The 23,228-nt window shown below is 64.9% G+C and carries 17 protein-coding genes and 2 pseudogenes; 14 read left to right on the top strand and 5 right to left on the bottom strand.

Translation table 11 applies throughout. The annotated features are described in order from the left end of the window. Positions 1–13: 13 nt before the first annotated feature. The 9 genes from FRW57_RS01955 (at position 14) to FRW57_RS01915 (ending at position 10,841) form a co-directional block, all read left to right on the top strand. Positions 14–976 (top strand): ABC transporter permease, encoded by a 963-nt coding sequence (locus FRW57_RS01955; protein ID WP_137123328.1) that lies wholly within the window; start codon positions 14–16, stop codon positions 974–976. A 133-nt stretch (positions 977–1,109) separates the two neighbouring features. Then, positions 1,110–1,931 (top strand): ABC transporter permease, encoded by an 822-nt coding sequence (locus FRW57_RS01950; RefSeq protein WP_162529226.1) that lies wholly within the window; start codon positions 1,110–1,112, stop codon positions 1,929–1,931. Next, entirely contained in the window at positions 1,928–2,989 is a 1,062-nt protein-coding gene (locus FRW57_RS01945) for an ABC transporter ATP-binding protein (RefSeq protein ID WP_152185163.1), read from the top strand. Before FRW57_RS01950 ends, FRW57_RS01945 begins: the two co-directional genes overlap by 4 nt. Continuing rightward, complete coding sequence (locus tag FRW57_RS01940; RefSeq protein ID WP_162308268.1) at positions 2,982–3,788, top strand: ABC transporter ATP-binding protein; 807 nt, start codon at positions 2,982–2,984, stop codon at positions 3,786–3,788. Before FRW57_RS01945 ends, FRW57_RS01940 begins: the two co-directional genes overlap by 8 nt. A 32-nt stretch (positions 3,789–3,820) precedes the next feature. Further along, positions 3,821–5,212 carry an aminotransferase class III-fold pyridoxal phosphate-dependent enzyme gene (locus FRW57_RS01935; protein WP_162308269.1) on the top strand — a complete coding sequence of 464 codons (1,392 nt, stop codon included), beginning with the start codon at positions 3,821–3,823 and terminating at the stop codon, positions 5,210–5,212. Further along, positions 5,209–7,185 (top strand): oxidoreductase, encoded by a 1,977-nt coding sequence (locus tag FRW57_RS01930; RefSeq protein ID WP_137123333.1) that lies wholly within the window; start codon positions 5,209–5,211, stop codon positions 7,183–7,185. Before FRW57_RS01935 ends, FRW57_RS01930 begins: the two co-directional genes overlap by 4 nt. A 638-nt stretch (positions 7,186–7,823) precedes the next feature. Continuing rightward, on the top strand, positions 7,824–8,441 hold the full coding sequence (locus FRW57_RS01925) for a RipA family octameric membrane protein (protein WP_203230181.1): 618 nt from the start codon (positions 7,824–7,826) through the stop codon (positions 8,439–8,441). A gap of 496 nt (positions 8,442–8,937) precedes the next feature. Further along, entirely contained in the window at positions 8,938–10,110 is a 1,173-nt protein-coding gene (locus tag FRW57_RS01920; RefSeq protein WP_152185162.1) for a toll/interleukin-1 receptor domain-containing protein, read from the top strand. A gap of 224 nt (positions 10,111–10,334) precedes the next feature. Next, on the top strand, positions 10,335–10,841 hold the full coding sequence (locus FRW57_RS01915; RefSeq protein ID WP_152185161.1) for a hypothetical protein: 507 nt from the start codon (positions 10,335–10,337) through the stop codon (positions 10,839–10,841). Between the two features lie 263 nt (positions 10,842–11,104). On the opposite strand, the gene FRW57_RS01910 is transcribed toward FRW57_RS01915, so the two are convergent. Both FRW57_RS01910 and FRW57_RS01905 read right to left on the bottom strand, forming a co-directional pair. Next, complete coding sequence (locus FRW57_RS01910) at positions 11,105–11,635, bottom strand: TIR domain-containing protein (RefSeq protein WP_152185160.1); 531 nt, start codon at positions 11,633–11,635, stop codon at positions 11,105–11,107. Beyond that, a complete protein-coding gene (locus tag FRW57_RS01905; protein WP_152185159.1) occupies positions 11,632–13,008 on the bottom strand; it encodes a TRAFs-binding domain-containing protein in 1,377 nt (458 codons plus the stop codon). The genes FRW57_RS01910 and FRW57_RS01905 overlap by 4 nt, the downstream gene beginning before the upstream one ends. A 579-nt stretch (positions 13,009–13,587) precedes the next feature. On the opposite strand from FRW57_RS01905, the gene FRW57_RS01895 reads away from it, so the two are divergent. The 5 genes and pseudogenes from FRW57_RS01895 (at position 13,588) to FRW57_RS01875 (ending at position 18,623) form a co-directional block, all read left to right on the top strand. Then, on the top strand, positions 13,588–14,559 hold the full coding sequence (locus tag FRW57_RS01895; protein ID WP_152185157.1) for a tyrosine-type recombinase/integrase: 972 nt from the start codon (positions 13,588–13,590) through the stop codon (positions 14,557–14,559). A gap of 9 nt (positions 14,560–14,568) precedes the next feature. Beyond that, positions 14,569–15,099, top strand: a pseudogene (locus FRW57_RS01890) (IS1634 family transposase); the annotation flags it as partial. Positions 15,100–15,696: 597 nt separating this feature from the next. Continuing rightward, complete coding sequence (gene ltrA / locus FRW57_RS01885; RefSeq protein ID WP_152185155.1) at positions 15,697–17,157, top strand: group II intron reverse transcriptase/maturase; 1,461 nt, start codon at positions 15,697–15,699, stop codon at positions 17,155–17,157. A gap of 115 nt (positions 17,158–17,272) precedes the next feature. Beyond that, a pseudogene (locus FRW57_RS01880) lies at positions 17,273–18,289 on the top strand (IS1634 family transposase); the annotation flags it as partial. A 4-nt stretch (positions 18,290–18,293) separates the two neighbouring features. Then, complete coding sequence (locus FRW57_RS01875) at positions 18,294–18,623, top strand: tyrosine-type recombinase/integrase (protein ID WP_203230180.1); 330 nt, start codon at positions 18,294–18,296, stop codon at positions 18,621–18,623. An 81-nt stretch (positions 18,624–18,704) separates the two neighbouring features. Here FRW57_RS01875 and FRW57_RS01870 read toward each other — a convergent pair whose 3' ends face one another. From FRW57_RS01870 to FRW57_RS01860, 3 genes are all read right to left on the bottom strand, one after another. Continuing rightward, on the bottom strand, positions 18,705–20,333 hold the full coding sequence (locus FRW57_RS01870; protein WP_162529225.1) for an AAA family ATPase: 1,629 nt from the start codon (positions 20,331–20,333) through the stop codon (positions 18,705–18,707). Between the two features lie 295 nt (positions 20,334–20,628). Further along, entirely contained in the window at positions 20,629–22,038 is a 1,410-nt protein-coding gene (locus FRW57_RS01865) for a HEPN domain-containing protein (protein ID WP_152185153.1), read from the bottom strand. Positions 22,039–22,400: 362 nt separating this feature from the next. Beyond that, on the bottom strand, positions 22,401–23,060 hold the full coding sequence (locus tag FRW57_RS01860; RefSeq protein WP_152185152.1) for a response regulator: 660 nt from the start codon (positions 23,058–23,060) through the stop codon (positions 22,401–22,403). Between the last annotated feature and the right edge of the window lie 168 nt (positions 23,061–23,228).

Genomic DNA, 23,228 nt, shown 5'->3' with positions numbered 1-23,228 from the left:
CGATCGGATCGTCTTGAGACTGCGATCGATCCTGCTGCGTATCGGCTCGGCCGTCGTCACGCTGGTCTTCGTGCTCGTCTTCAACTTCTTCCTGTTCCGAGCGGTTGGCGACCCCAAGACCGACCTGGCCCGCAACCCGCACCTGACCCTTGCCGGGCAGCAGGCCGTCATCCACGAGCGCGGCCTGGACCGCAGCCTGTGGGTGCAGTTCGAGAGGTATGTCACCCAGACCCTGCGTGGTGACCTGGGCAGTTCCTTTGCCAACGGGGAGCCGGTCAGCCACGTACTGATGCAGGCGTTGCCGAACACTCTGATCCTGATCGGGATCGGTACGGTGTTGGCGTCGGTCATCGGGCCGTGGATGGGCATGGTGGCCGGGTGGAATCGCGGCCGAAAGCGCGACACATTCCTGACTCAAGGATCGGTGGTCTTGTACTCGATGCCCGAGTTCTGGATGGGCATGTTGTTGATCTCGCTGTTCGCGGTGGCCTGGCCCATCCTGCCCACCGGGTTGCACGTGACACCCGGCTCGACGGTGACCGGGGTGGGCCATCTGGTCGACGTCGCCCGTCACGCGGTGCTGCCGATCACCACGGTGACGTTGAGCCTTCTGGCGCAGTACACGGTCAACATGCGCTCGTCGGTCATCGATGTGTTGCACGAGGACTACATCCTCACCGCGCGGGCCATCGGTCTCTCACCGTTGCAGGTCCGCCGGCGCCACGTCGTGCCGAACGCGCTGCTTCCGGTCGTCACGGTCATCGGTCTGCAGTTCGGCCTGGTGCTCGGCGGCGTGATCACCATCGAGGCGGTGTTCTCCTGGCCCGGCCTGGGGCAGCTCACTTTGACCGCCATCGACAACAAGGACTACCCGGTGCTGCAGGGACTCTTCCTGCTGACCTCGGCCATGGTGATCCTGTTCAACCTGCTGACTGACCTGCTCTACAGCAGGCTCGACCCCAGAATCAGGGACTGAGGGACCAATGCAGCCGAGCGATGCACACCTTGAGGCGGCGCACGTGATCGTGGCGACCGACCGTGCCGGCCGCGCGCGTAAGCTCGGTCGTGCCTTGCATCCCGTCCTACGGACCCGCCAGGGGCAGATCGGTGTGGTTGTGCTCACGATGCTCATCGTCGTGGCAGTATTCGGGACCTGGATAGCTCCGCAGGATCCGAATGCACCCACCTCCTTCAGTTCGCAGATCCTGACCGGCCCGAGCTCCTCGCACTGGCTGGGGACCGACGAGAACGGTCGAGACGTCCTGTCCGAGCTGATCCTGAGCACCCAAACCTCCATGCTCGTCGGCTTCGTCGCCGCCATGGTGTCTTCGGTCATCGGCACCGCGATCGGCATCATCGCGGGCTTCTCCGGCGGTTGGGTGGACCGCGGGCTGACCCTTCTCGACGACTGGTTCCTCGTACTGCCGCTCGTGCCGATCACCGTGCTGGCGGCCAGTCTGCTCGGTCAACGGGCCAACGGGTTACCACTCGGGCAGACCATGGTGCTCATCATCGTCATCGGTGCCTTCGGATGGGCCGGCACGTCCCGCATCGTTCGCTCTGAGGTCATGTCGCTCAAGCGGCGAGAGTTCGTTGAGCGGTCCCGCGCGCTTGGAGCGTCCAACTGGCGCATCATGTCCCACGACATCCTGCCGAACGTGATGCCGCTGGTGCTTGCCAACGCGGTCATCTACGTCTCGTTGGCGATCCTGACCGAGTCGACCCTGTCCTTCCTCGGACTGGGCGACCCGAACAGGTTTTCGTGGGGACAGATGCTCGAGCACGCCCAGGGGGCCGGCGCGATGGCGGCCGGCAACTGGGCGTACTACCTGCCGCCGGGGATCTGCATCACCGTGGCGGTGCTCGGATTCTCCTTCGTTGGGCACAGCATCGAGCCAATGTTCGACCCTCGCCTACGGGAGCGACGATGAGCACCCCCAATGACCGCTGTCCAGAGCCGCTGCTCTCGGTCGAAGGCCTCACCGTGGTGCGGCGCGACAATCCACAGGTCCGCATCGTCGACGACGTCAGCTTCACCATCGGCAAGGGCGAGACCGTCGGGCTCGCCGGCGAGTCCGGCTGCGGCAAGACGACCACCGCCTTGGCCGTGTTGGGACTCCTGCCGAGCGGGCTGCGCCGATCTTCCGGTGAACTCACCCTGCACGGACCATCTGGCGACCGCCCGCTGCACCGCCTGCGGGCAGCGCAGTGGCGGCAGGTGCGGTGGGCATCCATCTCGATGATCTTCCAAGGCGCGATGAACGCGCTCGACCCCGTCAAGAGCGTCGGCCAACAGATCGCCGAGGCGATCCGCCTCCACGAACCGATGGCAGGCCGCTCCCAAGTGGCGCGCCGGGTGACAGATCTCCTCGACCAAGTGGGGGTCCCATCCGGGCGCGCCGGACACTTCCCGCACGAATTCTCCGGTGGACAGAAGCAGCGCGTCATGATCGCGCTGGCCCTCGCCTGCCGACCCGCGCTCGTCATCGGCGACGAACCCACGACCGCGCTGGACGTGATCACCCAGGCCCAGATCCTCAAGCTGCTCGGCCAGCTGCGACGCGACCTCGGGCTCTCGATGCTGCTGATCACGCACGACCTGTCCGTCCTCGCCGACACGTGCGACCGTGTCGCCGTCATGTACGCCGGACAGATCGTGGAGACCGGCCCGGTCGCACAGGTCTACCGCCAGCCGCAGCACCCCTACACCGCGCGGCTGCTGGATCTGTTCGGCGCCGACGACACCCCGGGCACGCTGCCAACGCCCATCCCGGGCGCCCAGCCAGCACCCGACCGCCGCCCGTCCGGGTGCCGGTTCCATGATCGGTGCGAGTACGCCACCGAACGGTGTGCCGCCGAACCACCAGAGCTGCTCACCGCCGGAACCGACCAGCAAGCCCGCTGCCACTTCGCGCCATGGCCGGGCAGCGGACCCGGCCGCCTGGCGCCCAGCGACGATCGGCAGGGGAGCAGGAGCAGCCATGACTGACGACGCCCTGTTCGAGATCGACGAGCTGACCGTGCGCTACCGGATGCGACGGCGACAAGCCCGAGCCGGCCGCTACCTGAAGGCTCTCGATCGTGTCAGCCTGAGGTGGAACCAAGGGGAAACACTGGCGCTCGTCGGCGAGTCCGGGAGCGGCAAGTCCACACTCGGCCGGGCACTGCTCGGGCTCATACAGCCGGCAAGCGGCTCGGTCCGCTACCGGGGACAGGAGCTGCGTTCGGTCGACCGCACCTCCTTCCGGCGGGAGGTCCAGATCATCTTCCAAGACCCCTACCAGTCCCTGAACCCGCGCAGCCCGGTGAGCCGACAGGTGTCAGCCGGGCTGGACATCCACCGCGTCGGCCGGCCCGGACCGCAACGTGTCGCCATCGGCCTGGCCGCTCTCGACGCGGCCGGACTGCGGCCGCCGGAGACCTACTGGCACCGCTACCCACACCAGCTCTCCGGGGGTGAACGGCAGCGGGTCGTCATCGCCGGGGCGATGGCCCTGGCTCCGTCCGTGCTGATCTGCGACGAGCCGGTGTCGGCACTGGACATCTCGGTGCGGGCGCAGGTGCTGCAGGTGCTCGCAGGTCTGCGCCGCGACCGCGGCCTGAGCCTGCTGTTCATCACCCACGACGTCAGCCTGGCCCGACAGATGGCAGACCGGGTCGCGGTGCTGTACCAAGGTCATCTGGTCGAGCAGGGACCCACCGAGCAGATCCTGCAAGACCCGCAGCACGACTACACCAAGGAGCTCCTCGCGGCGGTCCCCGGCGCGCGCCTGCGGAGCACACCATGACCGACCCTTCACCAGAGAGCCGAGGCCCTCGCATGGCACAGTCCCTCCACCATCCCTCCCCGGATCCCGCCCTCGCGGGCTGGCCACGCGTGCTGACCGACCTGCCGGGCCCACGCAGTCGCGAGCTGCTGGCTCGAAGAGACGCAGTGTCGCAGGGGCCGCTTCGCGACAGTGCGAACATCCCGCTCGTCCTCGGCAGCAAGTCGGGCCACCTGCTCACGGACGTGGACGGCAACGTCTTCGCCGACCACGTCTCCGCCTGGGGCGCGGCACCCTATGGTGCGCAGCCCCCGCTCGTGAGAGACGCCGTGACCAGCGCTTGGGATCGCTACGGGATGGAGATCTCCCAGTACATCTCCAGCGCGCCGGTCATCGAGCTGGCCGAGCGGCTCGTCGCGCTCGCTCCGGCCGGGATCACCCGGGTGGCACCCACCGTCACCGGCACCGAGGCGGTCGAGGGCGCCGTCAAGCTCGCTCGAGAGGCCACCGGCAGGCCGATCATCTTGGGCTTCCTCGGCCAGTACCACGGCGAGTCAACGTATCTCACCGCGACCTCCTCCACCGACCTGCCGGACAACACCAGCGGCTACGCGCAATACGTCCCGGGCGTGATCTTGGTTCCCTACCCCCAGTCGTTCCGAGCCCCCTTCCACCGCGGCCCCGGCCCCTACGACGACACGATGGTGCTGGACTACCTGCGAGAGTGGGTCCTGCGCTATCAGGTGGAACCGGATCAGATCGCCGGGGTTCTCATCGAGCCGGTCGCCGGTGAAGCCGGCATCCTTGCCCCCTCTCAGGCCTTCTGGGACGGACTGGTCGCCATGTGCGATGAGTTCGGCTGGATGCTCATCCTGGACGAGGTGCAGACCTGCATGGGGCGCTGCGGCACCGTCTTCGCGGCCGAGCGATGGGGACTCGAACCCGACCTGCTCCTGGTCGGCAAGGGAGTCACCGGAGGCGGCCAGGCCGTCGCCGGAGTCCTGGGCACCGAACGAGTGATGGCCGACTCGCACGCCCACCTGGGCGGCACCTACGCGTGGGAACCGGCCGCATGTGCCGGGGCACTGGCCGGCCTCGATCTGCTCGCGGACGACACAGTCCTGGCCAACGTCCATGAACTCGAGGCCATCGCGCTCGAAGAGCTGCTGCCGCTGGTCGACGAGATTCCCCTGGTCGGTGACGTGCGAGCGGTCGGTGCGTGGACCTGCGTCGAGATGGTCGCCGCGCCGGGGGCGGTGACGCCGGCGCCAGACCTGCAGCATGCACTGCACCTGGCCGCGCTGCGCCGAGGCGTCCTGGCCATCAGCGAGCCCAGCAAACCGCTGTACCGGATGCAGCCGGCGCTCACCATGGAACCCGAACTCTTCCGCTGGTCCTGCCGACAAGTCGCCGACGCCGCCCGCGAAGTCGTGGCGGCACCATGAACGAGCTCGATGCCCGAACCGGGTTTCCGCACCTGTTCAGCCCATTGCGGATCGGGCCTCACACGCTGAAGAACCGGATCTTCTCCTCCGGCCACGACACCGTGATGGCGCAGGACGGCGCGGTCACCGACCGCCTGATCGCCTATCACGAGGCACGGGCCGCGGGCGGGGTCGGGCTCATCGTCCTGCAGGTCGTCGGGGTTCACGAGTCGGCGCGCTACACCTCGCACGTGCTGATGGCGACCGACGACACCGCGGTGCCGGGGTTCCGTCGGCTGGCCGAGACCGTGCACGGCCACGGCACGGTGCTGTTCGCCCAGCTGTTCCACCCGGGCCGAGAGATCATGGAGTCACAGGACGGTTCGGCGCCAGTCGCCCTGGCGCCGTCCGCGGTGCCCAATGAGCGGTTTCACGTCATGCCGAGGGCCATGCCGGTCGAGCTCATCCGCGAGGTCCAGGACGGCTACGCGGCTACCGCCCGACGGCTCCAGGCCGCGGGTCTGGACGGCGTGGAGGTCGTCGCGAGCCATGGCTACCTGCCCGCCCAGTTCCTCAACCCTCACACCAACCGCCGCACCGACGAGTACGGCGGTGACCAAGAGGCTCGGCTGCGGTTCCTGCGCGAGGTCGTGGACGGCATACGCGAAGCAGTGGGGCCCGACTTCGCCATCGGCATCAGGATCTCCGGCGACGAGAAGAGCGAGGACGGGTTCACCTCGGACGAAGTCGTCCGAGCCTTCGCGGCGCTGGCGGAGTCGAACCGACTCGACTACATCAGTGTCTGCGCCGGATCGTCCGCCACCATAGCCGGATCCGACCACATCGCGCCATCGATGGCCTGGGCCAACGCCTACACCGCTCCGCTGGCGGCCAAGGTGAAAGAGGCGGTCGACGTCCCGGTGCTCGTCGCCGGGCGGATCAACCAGCCGCAGGAGGCCGAGCTGATCGTGGCGGGTGGTTCCGCCGACGCCTGCGCCATGACCCGCGCGCTGATCTGCGACCCCGAACTGCCCGAGAAGTCGGAATCGGGGCGATCCGAGGAGATCCGGGCCTGCATCGGCTGCAACCAGGCGTGCATCGGCCACTTCCACGCCGGCTATCCGATCTCCTGCATCCAGCATCCGGAGACTGGTCGCGAGCTGACCTACGGCATCCGGAGCCGCTCCGCACACCCTCGGAGCGTCATGGTTGTCGGCGGCGGCCCGGGTGGTCTCAAGGCCGCTGCCGTCGCTGCGGAGCGGGGACATGAGGTCACGCTGTATGACGCGAACCGTCGCCTCGGCGGGCAGGTGCTGCTGGCCGAGCAGTTGCCTGGGCGTGCCGAGTTCGGGGGAGCGGCCACGAACCTGATCGGTGAGGCCGAACGGGCGGGCGTCCGGATGCTCACCAACACCCACGTCACCCTCGACACGGTGGAACAGCACGCGCCCGACGCAGTGATTGTCGCCACCGGAGCGCGCCCCCGAACGGTCTCCCTCGAGCTGACCGACGCGATGCCGGTGGTCGACGCCTGGCAGCTGCTGCAGGGCGCCGAGCTTCCGCCGGGGCGGGTGGTGGTGACCGACTGGCGCTCGGACTGGATCGGCCTGGGTATCGCGCTGCGCCTGGCCCGAGCCGGCCACCCGGTCACCTTGGCCGTCAACGCTTACCAGCCTGGTCAGCTCCTGCAGCAATACGTCCGCGACGACATGGTCGCCGCAGCCTACCGGGCCAAAGTGGAGATCGTGCCGTTGGTGCGGCCCTACGGCGCGGACGAAGACAGCGTCTACCTGCAGCACCTCCTCACCGGCGACCCCGTCATCATCGACGACGTGACCTCGCTGGTCCTCGCCCAAGGCCACGAACCCGTCGACGACCTGCTGTCAGATCTGCCCCGGTACGCCGGTGAGATCCACGCAATCGGTGACTGCCTCGCCCCGCGAACCGTGGAGGAAGCAGTGCTCGAGGGGCTACAGGTCGCCAGCACCCTCTGACCCGGCCTTCGAGTCCTCGTAGGCTCGCTGGTCAGTGCCGCCGGAAGCGGACTCCGACTCACCTCCAGCACCTCGGCGTGCCTCGAACCTTTCGTCCAGAGGCAGACACTCGTGTGGCCTTGATTCTGCTACGGGCGGGGCAACGGGTCTCGGTGGGCGGGCCTCGACACGATGGCCAGCTGCATCACACCGCCCATCCAGCTGCGTCACACACGCCCACTATGACGCAGCTTGACGACCGCGCGACCCGCGGCATGAAGGACACTGGGCGCAGGCCACGGCAGGGCGTCACTCGCGGCTGTTAGACGATTCCAGTAGGCCGGTCTCCGGGCCAGACCCGGTCTAACTAGGCGATGGTCGGGCGGCTCTCTTTGCGGCTGCCCCACCAGTGATTCGGGCTACTCTCTCGGAAGAAGAACGAGAGATGTTGGCGACGATGTCTGGAGCCCATCGAGAACGGTACCTGCTCCAGCAAGAGATCCAAGCTAAAGCGGAGATGGCTGCTCCAAGCTCGCATCCCCAAGCGCTGCATCATCAGGCTTGGATGCAGACGATCGGATACATTCGCTGGCGTCCCACTCGTCTGTGTCACCGCGGCCCGAGAGATCGAACTACAATCCTTGAAAGCAGGTCTGGACATGAAGGATGTCGTCTCGCCCGACCCTCAGCCTACCGGGGACGCCCAGACTATGACGCCGCCTAACGTGTGGAACAAACTCTTCGGCACGTCGACACCAAAATGGGTAGAGGACATCCAACCGACGCTGTGGAATAAGGATCTCAGCGCTGAGGATTATGTGGACGCGAAGGACCGCTATCAGGCTGCAATCCTTGACCAGTATAAACTGTGTGTCGAGATGGCAGATCGAGTCAGTGCGCGCCGTGCTCTCGCCAACACCTTCTTCTTGACGTTGCAGGCCGCCGTTCTCACCGTTATCGGTGTCTTTTGGAAGGATAAGCCCGCCGCTTCACCGACACTGCTTCTGTTCCCACTCGTCCTTGTGGTTTCGACATGCGCCGCTTGGTTCTGGCTTGTGCGCTCTTATCGACAACTAAACTCGGGCAAGTTCGCGGTGATCGCAACGTTGGAGCGGCGCCTGCCTGCCCGTGCATTTTCGGATGGCGAGTGGACGGCGCTGGGCCAGGGAAAGGACAAGTCGCTGTACTGGCCGATGACACACATTGAGCAGTGGCTTCCCGCGCTCTTCGCCCTAACCTACGTCGTCGGCTTCCTAACTGCTCTGTTTACCACTTAAGTTCGACCGGCAGACCGCCGTGCGGGAGCGAAGGACGAACGCGAGCGCCCGAAATGTACTACACGCGCTCGTACGGTGCTGGCGGAACTTCCACTCCGCGGAGTGGGTGGAAATTCCGGCTCTTGGTACATTATGGACGCAATTCTCGAACTGAAACTGCAGAGTGGAAGGCCACTGAGTTGGTGCTACTCGACATGTTCTGGCCCGTCCATTCGGAGCGCCGCCCGAGCGTGGCCTATTTCTTTTTGCGCCCAAGAGGAGCGTTTCGCGTGGTTTGCGGAACATCAGGTCGTTTGGATGACCAAGGGAGGCGCCGGCAAGCGACCGATTTTAGGTGCGTTGGGAGGTATCCTCCGTCACTGCGATCGCGTACCATCGAGGCTTCCCGGCCTTCGCTATCATCAGCTCGTAACGATGCCGCTGGCTGACGCATTGTGCAGGTGCGAGCCGTTGACGGAGTGGGCGTTCCGTCGACGAACGCGCGGAGGAGGCGCTCATGGCCGTCGAGGCCATCGTGCAGGTCGCCGACGAGCACGGCGACCTGCACGGGTGCTGGTCGTACGGTGATCTCCCGCTCGACCGGTCCTGCAGAATCACCGTTATCTCGCCGTCCCTTGCCATGTCTATCCGGGTCGCTGATGCACTGCGAGCCGCTCTACAAGTACAAGGGGGCACCGAGGGTGGTTGCGGAGGTAATGCCGGTGGCCGGTGTATCACCGGCTGCCGTGCACACTCTCTTTCCGGGGTCACGCAACTCGTCGTTGTTGCGGTCAGCGGCGCCAGCTCTTGGAGTTCGGCGTTGGAATCGTCAGTACAGACCTTCTTGGCTCAAGCCGATGCACGCGCCCTTGGCTTGTTACCCGCAGCAGAAGCGATCACGGTGCTGCCCCCAAGCGCCCGGCCGTTCCAAGCCGTACGCTTCGTCGCAGACGTCGGCGAGTCGGTTGAGGACATTCTGGCCGCCGCCGGCGCAGACCTCGAGGAGCGAAAGGTCTTCCTATCGTACTCCCGCGCCGATGCGGCTCACGCATTGGACCTTGCGGAGGCCTTGGCCGATCAGCGCTTTTCCGTCTACTTGGATACCCGCAGCAACCCTGCTGGCTCTATCTGGGACGACGTTCTTCGAGACGCACTGGTGGACGCCGGCATCGTCGTCGTCCTCGAGACGGCTAACTCGTACAAATCCAGGTGGGTGAAGAAGGAACTCGGTCTCGCGCTTGCCCGCGGGGCAGGCGTGATCGCAGTGCAACCCACGGGCGGCCCGTACGCCTTCAGAGCAGCCTCCGCTCGTTACGTCGGCCCGCCTAAAAGCGCCGGCCCCTTCATTGCCGAGCAGCACCGACTCCGTCTGTCCGCACAACGGGAGGTACGGCTGCAATCCGTGCTCGCGGCCCTGCGGTCGCAAGGGGTTGTAACGAGCGTGGAGGGGGCGAACATCCGAGCGAACGGCTACTTGATTGGCATCCATGAGCGCCCTGTCGAGGTTCGGCAACTGCGACGAACTTGCGAGACCGCTAAAGCCATGGGGCTTCGGGTCGCCACCTACTCGCCCCTACCGGTCTTGGAGATCAAGCGAACCGACCGGAATTGGATCCACACGCGGGCAAGCGCTGCCGCGTACGCAGAGGGGACGCTTGTTGCACTCGCGCGGTGGGTGGCGACTCCATGAGCTCCCCGTATGCCGCGCACCGCGAACCTGGCGGCGAAGCGTTCACTGTCATACTTGTGGCCGGTTCACCCGACCCCTTCGTTGAACGCGCCGGGGACGGTGAGCCAGACGGTCGCCGACGGAACACTGATGACTCTGGGCCGGTGTCGTTCAGGCACTGGATGTGGGAACCGACCGTCAGCACCGTGCTGCACTCGGTGTTCGCCAGGGGCGGAGCAGTCGCCATGACTCTCGACGAACAGTTGCTACCGTTCGTGTGGGGAATAGCGCAAACGTATGCTGTGCCACTCGACGCCGAGCCCGGAGACCCTCTGACTGAGCCGTTGCTGTACGTGCTGACTACGTCGGAGGATGAACTGGTCGGGTATACGAACGCTGGCAGGAGAAATCGTGACGCCCACGAGCGCCGAACGGAGCCGTTCGCGGCCGCATTCGCCGATACAGGGCTTGTGCGGCTACAGCTCATCAACGCAGATACGCAACAGGCTCCGGGGCCGGGACGACACCATGGCCTCCTCCTTCAGACCGACGACATCAGAGACGCCGACCGACAGTTGCTATCGATGGCCGACGAAATCACCGCGGTCGAGTGGACGGACCGCCCGGAGCCCCAGCAACATGAGCTTGCTACCGAGGTGTTGCTACTTGAAGGCGATGCGCCGCCACTCCAGTTCCTCGTCGAGGCCATGATTGGGACTTGGGCTGGCCCGCATGGTGGCCGCCCGGCCTAGGCTTCCGGTGAACAGATCTTCTCGTGCTCTCCTGGCGCAGCGAGGCGATCCGGGCCCCGTAGCGCGCCGGCAGCTCCAGCCGGCATATCCTTCCACCAGGGCCTCTTTCAGCGTGAGCCGCGGACAACTCCTGGCATCGCTAGAACGGCCACGAGGACCGGAGGCCACGCTCCTACATCGCATCAGCCGCAACATCTGCGGCTGTCGCCAGTTGCACCAGCAATAAGGAAATTGAACTCAGTCAAACTCATCTGCCTTTGCAGTCATCCGTCCACCTTCGCCAAAATCCTCTTCAGATAGGCCGTCAGATGCAAACCAAGGAGGTGAGTGCGTCCCACTCCATAGAGCAGCGTCTCCCGATTCCGAACCATGAAGGGTAGATCCCGGTGGGCCGTTCGACAAATCTGTACTGTCGGCTTCTCCATGGCATGTGCCAAGCCGAGCTCGTAGAGCACGTCCGGTTCGTTCATCGATATATCAGCCACCACGGCCTTGCATTGGCTAATTTCGCGTTGAGTCTCAACCACTGCATCGCCACCGTGCATGACCTTGTCCACTCGTACGCCTCGTCCACCGAGTGCGCGTGCCGCCGACTCAATCGCCACATAGAACACGTCCTCGAAGGTTGGGTCAAAGGGCATTGCCGCGAAAATCGTGAACCGCGGTCGCTCACCACCCTCCGGAGCCCCCAACTCAAGGGTATTGACTATGTTACTGCCATGACGTGATTCCGATGTCCAGTTGTTACCCGGCGCGCAGCCGACACTCGCCTTGGCGTCTGAAGGCTGACTCATCGACCCTCTTCTGTACGCAACCGCTCCACCACTTCACCGATCCAAGGCTCGGCAAGGCTGCGTTGCCGGTGCGCCTCCTGAAGCCGTTCAAGATTTTCACGGGTCGTGCGCCACTGCCACGGAAGACCCCCGACATACAGTAGGCGACGCATCGCCGCTGCAGCATTCTCACGCATGAGGTTCACTACGGACAACTCCAGGATGGTCGCGAGATCCCAGTAGTCTGTCGACTCCAAGCCGCCACGCCCTGCGACCGCGAAGGCGACCACCGGTGAGAGGCTGCGGGCACGCTGATAGCCCTCCTCGGTACCCTTCAACAGCAACAAAGTTATTGCATTGATGCCCGGATAGTAATCGCGCATATCTGCCTGGAACCCGCGCTCATATGCGTCTATCGCGGCATCAAGCGCAGCCTCTGCGCGCAACTGGTCATTACCCACAAGGGATTGATGCCGGTCTTTGTGAACTCGGCCGAGCAGACCGAGCGTCTCGGGGTCGGGACCGTAACTTTCCACAATCCCCTCAAGGATCTCGATCGCCTCCTCCACGTCGCCATCACCCCCTCGTCTATTAAGCGCGAAGGCGATGACTTGAAGTACCGAGGGGCTCCTGCCAACGGGCTCCGGGAAGCTCCTCCACAGGGACACCATGTTGTCGTATGCCTCGATGTCTCGGTAGGCCAAGAGCAGATCCAGGAGGAGTTCTGTAGGGGTCCCGACCTCCGACAACACCTCGGCCTGCAGGCGACTTAACGCCGCTAGCGCTTCGTCTTGGGAAAGGCGGGCTGGCGTGGACCTTATCTTGTTGCTCAGATTTGATAGTGCGTTCACGCGGCTTTGAAAGGACTCAGTGACGTCGTGCGGCAGATTAACTCCGGGATATCGCGCGATTACCTGAAATAGAGGACTGTCCGGCCTGTGGTGCGCCAAAGCATCCGCGAGACGGCTCTCGAGTTCATGCACTAGCGCAGCTCGCGATCCGTCAGCGAGAGTCCCGTCACGCTCCAACCGGTACGGGACGGCACGGATCGGCGAGAGGTCAAAGGGCAACGGCTGCGTGCGTGCGAAGACAGGAACTGTTGCTCTTGGTCGAGCCGCGTGTCGGATGCCGAGCTCGTACATGACATTCGGGCTTGCGAGCGTCAAGTCGGCCAGTACAACCTCCGCAAGCAGCAATCGCTCGAACATTGCGACATGCACGAAACCGCCGCTCGTCTCCTCATCTGCCCGCACTGCATCCATGCCCGCAGCATCGATGGCAGGCCGAAATGCTTCATTCCAGATGTGGTCGAAGTCGATCGTGCGACCGCTGTGGGGGTCCTTCTTCTCGCCGTATGGCATCACGACGAAGACCATGGAGCGGACACCTGCCATGACAAGACCTCCTGCCTACCTGGCCATCCTGACTTGTTCGGTCGCGAAGGGGCTTCAAGACACTCACACCCAGGGTGCGGCGTCCATCACCCCGTTCCTCTCCGGTGAATCGCTCGAGCGCGAAGATGCGGTCCGCACGCGCGAACTTGCCGAAGCCCAGAGCCACCATCCGCGTGTCCGAAGTCACGCTGCCATCTTGACACTACCCAGAACTTCCGTCCCACCGCCCTCACAACGCAGCTGGCGGGAACAGAAGCTTCATACCGCCGCGAACTCTTAAGCAGATCGCGCAAACGTGAGCCTGGCGGACAGGCCGGGTCTACTTCCGAGCACTTCTCTCGCCTCTCGACGGGACCGGCCCCTATCCCTTACCGCCCGGACGGCCAGTGCTCCTCACGGTACGCTCCGAATGTCATCGGGTGTCTCGGCCACCGCGTCTATCAGCCGCGTGGCGGTCTCAAGAGGTGGCGGCGAGCAGTCCAACTGCGTCGCCTGGTGGGGCTAGCGTCATGCCCGGTGACCTCGCCGTGTGCGGCGGTCCGCGATCGAGGTGTGGCCGCCAGATCGCCGGAGGCGGCCATGACCAGCACAACGCTCCTTCCGTTCCAGCCCGATGCGATGACACCCGCGCAACTCGCGGCCGTGTCCTACCTGGCCCGATACACCGGGCACACCCACACGCTGTATGCCTACCAGCTGCGCCGGTGGTTCACCTGGTGTGAGACCAGCGGCCTGGACCCGCTGGTCGGGATCCAGCGAGCGCACATCGAGCTGTACATCCGACAGCTCGGCGACGACGGGCTGCAGGTGTCCTCGGTCAACACGATGATGCACGCGGTGCGGGGCTTCTTCCGGTTCGCCCACATCGACGGGCGCATCGCCGCCGACCCCGCCGTGTACGCCCGGTTGCCGAAGATCCACTCGGACGAGTCGCGTACCCAGGGCCTGGACCGGCTCGAGCTGATCCGGTTCCTCCAGGTGGCACAGACGCTGTCCGTGCACCACGGCGCGCTGGCCTACCTGCTAGGCATCAACGCGCTGCGCGCTTCTGAAGCTGCAGCGGTCCGGGTCGAGGACTACCACGAGACGCTACGTGGCTACCGCGTGCTGCACCTGGTCGGCAAGGGCGCCAAGCCCGCCACCATGCCGCTGACCGTACCGGTGCTGCGCGTCCTGGAGGCCTGCCGCGGCCAGCGCACCACCGGGCCGTTGATCTTGCGCCCAACCTCCGGTAAGCCGGTCGACCGCCGGGACGTCTACCGGATGGTGCTGCGGATCGCCAAGATCTCAGGCATCCCGCGCCACGTGAGCCCGCACTCGCTACGGCACGCCGCGATCACCAACGCGCTGGACGCCGGCGTCCCGTTGCGCGACGCGCAAATCCTGGCCCGGCATGCCGACCCGCGCACGACCGAGCACTACGACCGCGCTCGCGGCAACCTCGACCGGCACCTGAGTTGCACAGGTGTGGACGCTTTTCGTGAGTCGGCCGGCGTTTGTGCTGGTCACGGGCTTGTGTGGGGGTTCGGTGACCCACTAACGGGTCGGTAGTGTGATGCCGTGGCGCCATTTCTGCGGAAGGTGAAGACCGCCTCGGGCGCGACGGCGGTGCAACTGACCGAGCGGCGCGGTGGTCGCGATCGGGTGCTGGAGCACCTGGGCTCAGCCCATACCGAGGCGGAGCTGGCCGCGTTGATGCAGGTTGGCCGCGAGAGGTTGTATCCGGGTCAAGGCATGCTGCCGGTCGAGCTCGAGCAGGATGGACCGGGCTCGGGTGCGGCGCTGGTGCAGGCCACCACCTCGCGCCTGTTGATCGAGGTGATCCAGTCCGCGTGGCATCGGCTCGGGTTCCACGTGATCAAGGACGAAGCCTTCTTCCAGCTGGTCTTGGCCCGGGTCACCGAGCCCACCTCGGTGCGCGACGCGGGCCGGGTTCTGACCAACTTGGGCGTGGCGGCCAAGCACCGCAACTCGTTCGTGGCGGCCCTCAAACGCTGCCAGCACAAGAAGTACCGCGACCAGATCGCCACGGCCTGCTTCGAGCACGCGGCCAGCAGCGGCGACGTGTCGCTGGTGCTCTATGACGTGACGGTGCGCCGTGAGGCGCTTGTTGTTCGAGTGGAGGTGAGAGACCTTTGCCTGATTCCCTGCCGTGGCAGGGAGTTTGAAGCTGGGGGCAGCCTGACCGGAGAGACGTCCGGGAGGGCGGGAGCAGCCCTGACGAAGTCGTGTCGCGTCAGAACCGTTGGATGGCGTGAGCGCGGCGAGCATGCCGAAGAGGTATACGCGAGGAACCGGTGTCATCACCTGTCTTGACGTACAACCGCCTTAAACCCAGTGGATATGGGGCGGGCGCGGTCGGTCATCTGCCGCAGTGATGGGTGGGTGGACCGTCCGGGACACGAGTTACATGTCCCGGGCGGGTCGGCGGCGAAGGACTACGGAGTAGTCGTCGACGAGAGCCGCAGGCAGATAGCCGGGTGCCTCCTTCGGTGAGCGAACAGCGAGTGAACACGGGAAGGCCCTTGGTCCTGCCATCGTGAATCGCGCCGCCAGCGCGGTCGGGGTGGCTGGGTGCGTCGTCCGCCGACCGGATCAAGGGCTGGCGGAGCCGCCGTAGTACTGCGAGGCCGGGAGAGCCGGCCACATCGGGAAGGGCGGCAGCGAGGATGGATAGGAGGTGCTGCGATGACGCAAGAGACGTTGGTGAACTCCGACGGTCCCTCGTTGATGGACATCATCACCGGGCGGGTAGCGCGGACGCAGATCAAGTATCACCGGTGGGCCAAGACCGACCGCGACACGCGGTTCGGGGACTTGTTCAACCTGGTGTCACACCCGGACTTCCTGTTGGTGGCCTGGGAGCACGTGGCACGCAACAAAGGGGCCCGCACCGCTGGGGTCGATGGCGTCACCGTGCGCCAGATCAGCCAGCGGGGCGAGGTCGGGGTGTTCCTTGCGGGGATCGCCGCGAGCCTGAGGGATGGAACGTATCGACCGGCGCCGGTGCGGCGGGTACTGATTCCCAAGCCGGGCGGCAAGTCGCGTCCGCTGGGGATCCCGACCGTGACCGACCGGGTGGTGCAGCAATCGCTCAGGATGGTGTTGGAGCCGATCTTCGAGGCCGACTTCATGCCGGTCTCGTACGGGTTCCGGCCCAAGCGGCGAGCCCACGACGCGATCGCCGAGATCCATTACTACGCCACCCGTGGGTACCGGTGGGTGTTGGACGCAGACATCGAAGGGTGTTTCGACCACATCGACCACACGGCCCTCTTGGGACTGGTGCGGGCACGGACCAAGGACAAGAAGGCCGTGGCGCTGGTCCGCGCGTTCCTCAAGGCCGGAGTTCTTGAGGAACTCGGTCTTGCGGCCGCAACCGGCGAGGGCACCCCGCAGGGCGGGATCATCTCGCCGCTGCTGGCCAACATCGCCCTGTCCGTACTGGACGAGGCGATCATGGCCCCGTGGGCGCGAGGCGGTGATCAGTCGACCCAGGCTGGTCGCGCCAAACGCCGCTACCACGGGCTGGGCAACTGGCGGATCGTGCGCTACGCGGACGACTTCGTCATCATGACCAACGGCAGCCGGAATGATGTGCTTGCCCTGAAGGAACAGGCCACCGAGGTGCTGGCCGGGATCGGGCTGAGATTGTCCGAGACCAAGACCCGAGTCACGCACCTGAGCGAGGGAATCGACTTCCTCGGCTTCCACATCCAGTGGAGGAAACGTCGGGGAGGCGGCAAGTGGTACTGCATGGTCTTCATCGCCGACAAGGCGTTCGCGAGGATCAAGCAGACCATCCGCACCCTGACCCCTCGCCGGTCTCCACGGCCCTTGGCGGAGGTGATCACCGAGGTCAACGCGGCGCTGCGCGGCTGGACGTACTACTTCCGCCACGCGATCGCCGGGCGACGCTTCTCGTTCCTCAGGTACTTCACCTGGCGACGGTTCGTCGCGTGGCAGCGCGAGCAGCACCGCTGGAACTGGTCCAAGGTCAAACGATGGCTCCGTCGCCCCGAGGGCAGTTGGAGACCCATCGCAACCGAGGACGTGGCCCTGTTCGACCCCACCAAAGTGCGGATCGAGCGCTACAGGTACCGCGGGACCAAAATCCCCAGCCCCTACGACCCGGCCACAGCCGCCTGACCGGCACCACCTCGTGGAGAGCCCGTTGCGTTGAGAGGCGCACGGCGGGTTCGGCGGGCGGCCCGGGGAAACGGAGCAGCAGCAATGCCGCCACCGCGCCCCGGGCCGACCCAACACGCTGTACTTCGAGGCCGAGCAGGAGGACGACCTGCGCAAGGTCGGCTACTCCAAGGAACGCCGGGTCGACCCGCAGATCGTGGTCGGGCTGCTGGTCGACCGCGAAGGGTTCCCGCTGGAGATCGGCTGCTTTGAGGGCAACAAGGCCGAGACCACCACGATCATCCCGGTCATCAAGGCCTTCCAGGACCGCCACGACCTGGCTGACATGGTCGTGGTCGCCGACGCCGGGATGCTGTCCGCGAACAATCTGCGTGAGCTGGACGAGGCGAACCTGCGGTTCATCGTCGGCTCCCGGGCGGTCAAGGCCCCGCTGGACCTGGCCTCCCACTTCCGCTGGCATGGCGACGCGTTCACCGACGGGCAACTGGTCGACACCATCACTCCCCGCAGCGGCCGGCGCAGCGAAAACAACCCCAACCTGCGGGCCGAACCGGTCTGGGACCCGAGCGAGCATCCCGGCTCGTGGCGAGCGGTCTGGGCCTACTCGGCCAAGCGCGCCGCCCGGGACGGCAAGACCCTCACGCTGCAGGAAAACCGGGCCAAGGCCGTGATCGCAGGCGAGCAGGCCGCCCGCACACCGCGGTTCGTCAAGACCACCAACGGTGCTCGCAGCCTCGACGAGGCGGCCTTGGCCAGGGCCCGGCAGCTGGCCGGACTCAAAGGGTACGTCGCCAACATCCCCGCAACCGTCATGCCCGCCGGCGAGGTCATCGGCTCCTACCACGACCTCTGGCAGGTCGAGCAGTCCTTCCGGATGTCCAAGACCGACCTGAGGGCCAGGCCCCTGTTCAGCCACACCCGTGAGTCGATCGAGGCGCACCTGACCATCGTGTTCACCGCGCTGGCCATCGCCCGCTACCTACAGCAGGCGACCGGATCGTCCATCCGACACATCGTGCGCACCCTGCAGCCCCTGCAGCAAGTGACCATCAGCGTCGCCGGGCAACACATCACCGCCGAGCCCCAAATATCGCCGGCCGCGCAAGACATCCTCAACTCACTGACCCACTAAACCTGTGCAACTCAGGTTAGAGGCTTGCCGCTGCGAGCGCACCAACGGGCCGCTGATCTTGCGTCCGACCTCAGGGAAACCGGTCGACCGCCGGGACGTCTACCGCATGGTGCTGCGCATCGCGAAGGTGGCCGGCATCCCGCGCCACGTGAGCCCGCACTCGCTACGGCACGCCGCGATCACCAACGCGCTGGACGCCGGCGTCCCGTTGCGCGACGCGCAAATCCTGGCCCGGCATGCCGACCCGCGCACGACCGAGCACTACGACCGCGCTCGCGGCAACCTCGACCGGCACGCCGTCCACTTCCTCACCGCCTACGTCGCGGGAGTCTGATCGGTGCGTCCATGCCGCCCACTAAGACGCAGGCACGACAACTGGCGTGCTCGCGTGCATCCCATAGGGTGGCCGGCATCCTCAGGGCCGGCGACCGAAGATGTCTTGCTTCAAGTCGTCGTAGACTCTCATCCCCGGCTGTAACAGCGGAGCAAGCGTTTCGGTTGCAAACGCGTGCCAGTTGCTGCCTGAGCTGGTGAGTGTGAGCGCGCGCCGCGTGCCGATGAAGAATTCCCCCGCAGCGCTCTTCCAGTCATCAGGGTCGTTGCCGCGTTGCACCGATGCCGCGATCGCTCCGTCGCGAATGTTCTTGATCTCCCCGGCTCTGGCCGCTTCACCCACATGTTCACAGAGCGCGTCGATGACCTCGTCGTCCATCAAAAACGCCTCGATGTGTCGACGAGACAGTACGCGCACGCCGCCCTCGAGCAGTTGCGCGACCTCTCCCTCATTGCGTAGGTCTCGATCTATCAGACGCACCACGGATGTCCCCGAGGCGATGGTTTGAATCGTCTTCCCGGTCTCAAGCCGGTCCTGGCTCACCTCGCTGCTCGATCCTACGGACATGAAGTCCGTCTCTGGAAACTCCGAAGCAAAGATTGTTCGGTAGCAGTTTGCGTCGAACTCCGCTCGGGCATCCCCGGCGCCGCGGTTCGGGCGCCCCTCGCAGAGGACGATCCGTTCCGGTGCCATCAACTGGGCGAGATCCCCCAACGCCACGTCGAGGGTTCTGGTCCACAACTCTCGCGAAGGCTTCACTGGCTTCAGAGAGACAGGCGAGTCGAAGTCGTGCCCGTGCATATCGATGAACGCAACCAGCCCTGGCGTAGCCTTCTCAATCTCCCACGCCTTCCGCATGAAGCCGATGCTGTGGCTCGCGATGACCAGCTGTGAGTTCGCTGGAACCAGGTCGAAGATGGTAGCCAAAAGGGTGTTTTGGATACGGGTGTTCAAGTGCGTTTCCGGTTCGTCGATGCACCAGATCGAGTTATCGAAATACTCAGACTTGACCACTGCGTCAAGGATCAGGTCGAAGCACGCCTTCTCACCCGCGGAAAGATACTTGTAAAGGAATCTCCTCGCCGTGCCCTTCGAGAAGTAGAATGTCCCAACAGAGTCCGAACCCACCGTTACACCTCCCACCCCCTCCAATTGCAGGTCCTGGAAGACCTGACCGAGGGCGTCGCGAACCCGACCGATGATGCGGTCTCTCAGCTGAAGCCGAGTCATGTCGGCGGGAAGGTCGTCGCTGTAGATTCCGTCCAGAGTTTGAAGGATCAGTCGCTGGTAGTTATCAGAAACGCTCACGTCCGTGTCGATGAGGCGCCGAACCTTTGGCTGGTCCAAGGGCGAGGCCAACCTAGTGATGCCACCAATGTTGAAGTCAGCCTCGTTTCGGAAGGCGCTCCGCACGTATACCAAGCGCTTTCGCTCGTCTTGCCCGGTCGGGATCGGTTCATGAAACTCGACGCTGACATGTTGGCTCCACGCAACGGGCTGAGAACCAACCTTTGTCCCGTAAGTCTCATCCCACGCATGCCCCTGGCCGCCATGGGCCCAGTGCCAGGTCTTGAGCCCGTCGAACACGGATGACTTGCCTGATCCATTGGGTCCTCCAAGCACGATCAGCCGGGCGGTCTCCGGGATCCCGTCGACCTTGAAGTCCGTGAACCGCTTGAAGCCTGTGAACGTTAAATTCTTGAGGTGCAATCCAATCCCCTTCTAGTGTTAACCGGGCCCGACATTAGTTGGTGCATTAGGCACCCGTCGCCCGAGGCTCGCGACGGCCCTCGGCGAAGCGACATGTGCGCCGATCGCACTGGGCCGTCGTTCGGGCGGGGGCTCGACTCACCTGCTTGAGTCGGAGTGCGACTCAGCAAGCCCGAGAGTCCGTCGATCTGTGGCCAACTATTTGGGCCAGTACGAGTAGATGTCATTTGCGATCAGAGTCAGTTCTCGCAGCCTGAAACACTTGAACTGAAGCGCTCGGCACAGTTCCCTAGTCCTACAGTTCGTACCGCACGCCGCCGCGCGCATACTCTGGAGACCTGACCAGCGCGGCCTGAACTTCATCCTCGGCGAAGCCGATGTCACGAAGAATGTTGGCTCTCATGATCCGCCGTAGGATGTCTCTCGCCTCCGCCATCTGCGGCGGCGAGAAGAACTCGCCGGTCGTCGACTGATGCGTGATGTTGTTTCGTGTGTCCACCACTCTTCTCACGAATTTTGGCCGTCTGCCCACTTCCATTTCGAGCAGTCCACACGAGTGTGCGATGAGATCTTCCAGCCGCTGCTTGAGCGTCAATTCGTTTGCGAAATTCATACGCATAGCCACGAATGAGCGCTCCGATACATCATGAGCTGCGTCCTTGAGGCGCCCGACGAGATCATTGAACACGCCTCTAGGAAGGTATTCACCGCCCTTAGTAACTCGGTGGTATACCTCCAGACAGCGCACGGAACGTGCGAAGTCTTCTTCAAACACACTCGGCCCTTCGAAGACGTCGCTCAAGAAGTATTCCTGTAGAGGATATGCCGCCTTGTCGTAAAGTGAAAACCAAGCCTCCATCAGATCTGGCATTCGTTGCTCGAACTCGGTGAAAGGGATGAAGTGCTCTCCCCAATAGACGGCTGCCGCTGTAGGTCGCGTTCCCCTCCATCCAGTAGACAGCCATTCGTAGCCCGGAGGGATAAAGTCCGGATCTTCCTGCTCAGCGGCGGCGTCCACCCGTTCACCTACACCGATGTGGCGAATACGGTCTGGTCCTCCTGTCGCCAAGATGACGAAGTACGTTAGCGGGCTCACGACCTCCGCCCAAACCCGATCCAGAGTAGATGGCTGTGCCAATCGTGCAGTAATCGCGGGCTCCAACTCAATAGACGAACCACGGCGTCCAGTCGACTCCCCCCCGCGATGCCAGCCCATGTCGAGATCCATTCGTCCCGGAAGACTGAACTTAACTCTGCCCGGGAGGCGCATTGCGATTGACACACGTGATTCATCGAACTCCGCATCGAATTCGCGAGCCGGGCCCGGGAGCCAGTCTTCCAAGCGAAACGTCCGCAGATCTACATAGTCGTAGAGCGTGTCGTCGTCACCATGAAAGTAGGACCACCCCTCAAATGCTTCGTAGCAAGTCCACTCCTGCTCAGTAATGAGCTCGCCTTGAGTGCTTTCTGCGGAGCAGAAGGCACGACGCAGAGTGAAGTTTTTGGTCGCCGCACGACCGAAGATGGTCCGCGCACCCCCGCGCGAATCAGGGAAACCGCCAGAAAGTCGCAATACAAGTGCCTGACCAGGAACAATCGTCAAGGCGCCCATCACCATTTCGGCGGGCACGCCGTGCAGATGCCAACTCCCCGAGACCGTCCTATCGCTGACGTCGGCGCCCCTTCCGATATCAATGCTGCCCATGCGCACACCATGGCAGACCGGTCAGTGCCACGCCAACGGGCGAACCCGATTTTCCGGCCCGTGTGCCGCTGGTCACCAGGACGAGAGCCGTCGGCCATCACGACCGAATCACCCTGGACGTCCGCACGGGCTACCGCCGGTGCGCGCATCTTTTCGCCGCGTCTGTGCGCCAGAGTGACGCTGATTCACGACGGCACGATTGATCCATGAACTGCTCGAGCCACGCCCAATCCTAGCTACTGCTAGGTCTTCGGGTAGCCAGGGTCGGATCGGTGTCGCCGGTCTCGAGCAGACGGTCTGGGCTCTGGCGGCGCCCGCAGTGTGCCGGAGTTCGAGGCTTATCCGCGACGAGCTCGGCCGCCTTATGACCCCATCGTTCCTCTCGTCAGACCGGCTTCGTAGGCGACGACAACGGCCTGGACGCGGTCGCGCAGGCCAAGCTTCATGAGGACCCTGGCGACGTGCGTCTTGACCGTGGTCTCGCCGATGAAGAGGTCGGCGGCGATCTCGGCGTTGGACAGGCCGCGAGCGACCAGCCGCAGTACGTCGAGCTCCCGGGCTGTGAGCCGACCCAGTGCTGCCGTACTTGGCTGTGGACGGTCACTGGTGAACCGGTCGACCAGCCGACGGGTGAGCGCGGGAGCGAGCAGTGCGTCAGCGCCGCGGGCTGCCTGGCGCACGGCGGCGACGATGTCCTCGCCGGGCATGTCCTTGAGCAGGAACCCGGAGGCACCGGCGCGCATGGCGCGGTAGACGTACTCGTCGAGGTCGAAGGTCGTCAGCATGAGGACCCGCGTAGTGATTGTGGTCGCCGCGAGCTGCGCCAGCGCCTCCAGCCCGTCGACGCAGGGCATCTGCACGTCCAGCAGGAGTACGTCGGGCTGCGCGGCTGTCACGAGAGCGACCGCCTCCGCGCCGTCCGCAGCCTCGCCCACAATCTCCATGTCTGGCTCGCCCTCGAGGATCATCCGAAGCCCGCTGCGCACGAGAGGCTGGTCGTCGGCGAGGGCGACGGTGATCATCGTCCGGCTTCCTCGAGACGACGGACGGGCAGCACGGCGCGCACCTCGAAGCCGCCGTCCTCGCACGGTCCCCAGCCCAGCTCGCCACCGTGGGCGGCGGCCCGCTCCCGCAGCCCGGCGAGGCCACGCCTGCCTCCGGGGGTGTGGCCTGCGCGTATCGGCGTGCCG

Source organism: Segeticoccus rhizosphaerae, from assembly GCF_009192725.1.
Lineage (GTDB): Bacteria > Actinomycetota > Actinomycetes > Actinomycetales > Dermatophilaceae > Segeticoccus > Segeticoccus rhizosphaerae.
This window is presented reverse-complemented; position numbering and strand designations above follow the sequence as displayed.

Coding starts and splice junctions, on each gene's coding strand:
- FRW57_RS01945 (WP_152185163.1), top strand. CDS start 1,928: ATGAGCACCCCCAATGACCGCTGTCCAGAGCCGCTGCTCTCGGTCGAA.
- FRW57_RS01940 (WP_162308268.1), top strand. CDS start 2,982: ATGACTGACGACGCCCTGTTCGAGATCGACGAGCTGACCGTGCGCTAC.
- FRW57_RS01935 (WP_162308269.1), top strand. CDS start 3,821: ATGGCACAGTCCCTCCACCATCCCTCCCCGGATCCCGCCCTCGCGGGC.
- FRW57_RS01930 (WP_137123333.1), top strand. CDS start 5,209: ATGAACGAGCTCGATGCCCGAACCGGGTTTCCGCACCTGTTCAGCCCA.
- FRW57_RS01925 (WP_203230181.1), top strand. CDS start 7,824: ATGAAGGATGTCGTCTCGCCCGACCCTCAGCCTACCGGGGACGCCCAG.
- FRW57_RS01920 (WP_152185162.1), top strand. CDS start 8,938: ATGGCCGTCGAGGCCATCGTGCAGGTCGCCGACGAGCACGGCGACCTG.
- FRW57_RS01915 (WP_152185161.1), top strand. CDS start 10,335: ATGACTCTCGACGAACAGTTGCTACCGTTCGTGTGGGGAATAGCGCAA.
- FRW57_RS01910 (WP_152185160.1), bottom strand. CDS start 11,635: ATGAGTCAGCCTTCAGACGCCAAGGCGAGTGTCGGCTGCGCGCCGGGT.
- FRW57_RS01905 (WP_152185159.1), bottom strand. CDS start 13,008: ATGGCAGGTGTCCGCTCCATGGTCTTCGTCGTGATGCCATACGGCGAG.
- FRW57_RS01895 (WP_152185157.1), top strand. CDS start 13,588: ATGACCAGCACAACGCTCCTTCCGTTCCAGCCCGATGCGATGACACCC.
- ltrA (WP_152185155.1), top strand. CDS start 15,697: ATGACGCAAGAGACGTTGGTGAACTCCGACGGTCCCTCGTTGATGGAC.
- FRW57_RS01865 (WP_152185153.1), bottom strand. CDS start 22,038: ATGGGCAGCATTGATATCGGAAGGGGCGCCGACGTCAGCGATAGGACG.
- FRW57_RS01860 (WP_152185152.1), bottom strand. CDS start 23,060: ATGATCACCGTCGCCCTCGCCGACGACCAGCCTCTCGTGCGCAGCGGG.